The 1,744-nt window shown below is 62.0% G+C and carries 2 protein-coding genes; one reads left to right on the top strand and one right to left on the bottom strand.

Annotated features, from left to right (window positions below):
- Positions 1-687 (top strand): helicase HerA-like domain-containing protein (locus Q0D45_RS16850; RefSeq protein WP_293395387.1); only part of this gene is annotated, 687 nt, incomplete at its 5' end.
- Between the two features lie 16 nt (positions 688-703).
- Here Q0D45_RS16850 and Q0D45_RS16855 read toward each other — a convergent pair.
- Complete coding sequence (locus tag Q0D45_RS16855) at positions 704-1,327, bottom strand: 2-hydroxychromene-2-carboxylate isomerase (protein WP_293395390.1); 624 nt, start codon at positions 1,325-1,327, stop codon at positions 704-706.
- Between the last annotated feature and the right edge of the window lie 417 nt (positions 1,328-1,744).

The raw sequence follows: 1,744 nt of genomic DNA on the forward strand, positions 1-1,744 counted from the left end.
CAGGTGGTGCGGCTGATCCGCTCGAAAGGCGTCGGCGTCTACTTCGTCACCCAGAACCCGCTGGACTTGCCCGATGCCGTGCTCGGCCAGTTAGGCAATCGCGTGCAGCACGCGCTGCGGGCGTTCACACCGCGCGACCAGAAGGCGGTCAAGGCAGCGGCCGAAACCTTCCGCGCCAACCCGAAGCTCGATGTCTCCGAAGCGATTCAGCAGCTCGGCGTCGGCGAAGCGCTGGTGTCCTGCCTCGGCGAAGGCGGCATTCCCAGCATCGTCGAACGCACCTTGATCCGCCCGCCGCGGTCGCGGATCGGCGCGATCACACCGGATGAACGCAAGATGGTCCGCTCGCGCAGCCCGGTCGGCGGCAAGTACGACACCGCGGTGGACCGGGAATCCGCCTACGAAAAGCTCGCGGCGCGCGCAGCGCCGGAGGCAGCCGATCAGGCGCCTGCGGCGGCTCCATCGGCCCCACAAGGCGGCGGCTGGTGGGATTCCGGAAGCGCCGTACCTGCACCAACGCCAGCCACACGACCAACCGCACGGCCTTCAAATCGCGAAACGGTATTCGAGGCGGCGGCTAAAAGCGTAGTCCGCAGCGTCGGCTCGCAGGTGGGTCGAGAGGTTGGGCGGCAGCTGTTGCGTGGGCTGCTCGGTTCGCTGACCGGCGCTACCGGGCGGCGACGCTAAACAGCATTTCGCAGCTTCAGATTCGTGAGGCGGCGATCGGCAAAGTCGAGATGCGCTGCATTTCCTCGCTGGCCAAGATCGATGGATCGGCCAGGTAGGCTTTTGCGAAGTCCAGGCCGTCGACACCCCAGAACAGCTCGCCGTTGATCAGCAGCGTAGGCACTCCGAACACGCCGGCTGCAGCGGCGGATTCGGTATTCGTGCGCAGGATCTGTTTGGTATCCGCCGTCGTCAGCGCGGCGATCGGAACTGACAGCCGGGCGGCCAACGCAGCGACCATAGCCGGATCCGAGGGATCAGCACCGGTGGTCCATAGCGCCTCGAAGATGGTGTGGACGGCCGCGCGCGTCGAGCCGGCGGCAATCGCCAGCCGCAGGTAGGGCAACGGGTTGAACGGATGAGCGGCCGGCGCACGGAACGGAATGCCCAGCGTCTTTGCGGTCCATGCGCAGGAGCGGTAGGTCCAGAGCCGCTTGGCCGGAATCTCCGCCGGCCCTTTCTGTCCCCAGTGATTCAGCAGACCGGCGAACAGCAGCGGCTTCAGCCGGATATCGACGTCGCCCGGCAATTCGTCCAGCCGCAGCAGCGCGAAGTAGGCATACGGGGAGATGAAATCGAAATACCAGTCAGCGTGGCGCATCGGAGGTTTGGGGGCCTGGGGATCGTATCGGCACTTTAGGGACGAAGCCCGTAATCGGCCAGAGAGGCCGCCATTGGGTTAGTTGATCGGCTCGAAAAGCCGCGGCGATGGCATGCCGTATGCTTGGAAAAAGTGTATCAGGGCGAGTACAGATTTAGAAAAACTCCGCAATAATAGATTGCGCTGCAAAAAAATGGGGAAATCTCAATTGTTCGGACATCTGGCCATTGTCGAATTTCGACTGGGCCGTTTATCCATGCGCGCAACGTTTTGATTAATAGAAATTTCTGAATTTATCTGGCCAGGGAAAATCATAGAGATTTCGGCGCTATTCCTACTTTCAACAACTGAGTTCTAAACATGAGCGTACGTATTGCCAGCCTCTCGATCCCGGTGCTGGCCTTGTTTTTCAGTGCG

Source organism: Nevskia sp. (genome assembly GCF_023266035.1).
Taxonomy (GTDB): Bacteria; Pseudomonadota; Gammaproteobacteria; order Nevskiales; family Nevskiaceae; genus Nevskia.

Coding starts and splice junctions, on each gene's coding strand:
- Q0D45_RS16855 (WP_293395390.1), bottom strand. CDS start 1,327: ATGCGCCACGCTGACTGGTATTTCGATTTCATCTCCCCGTATGCCTAC.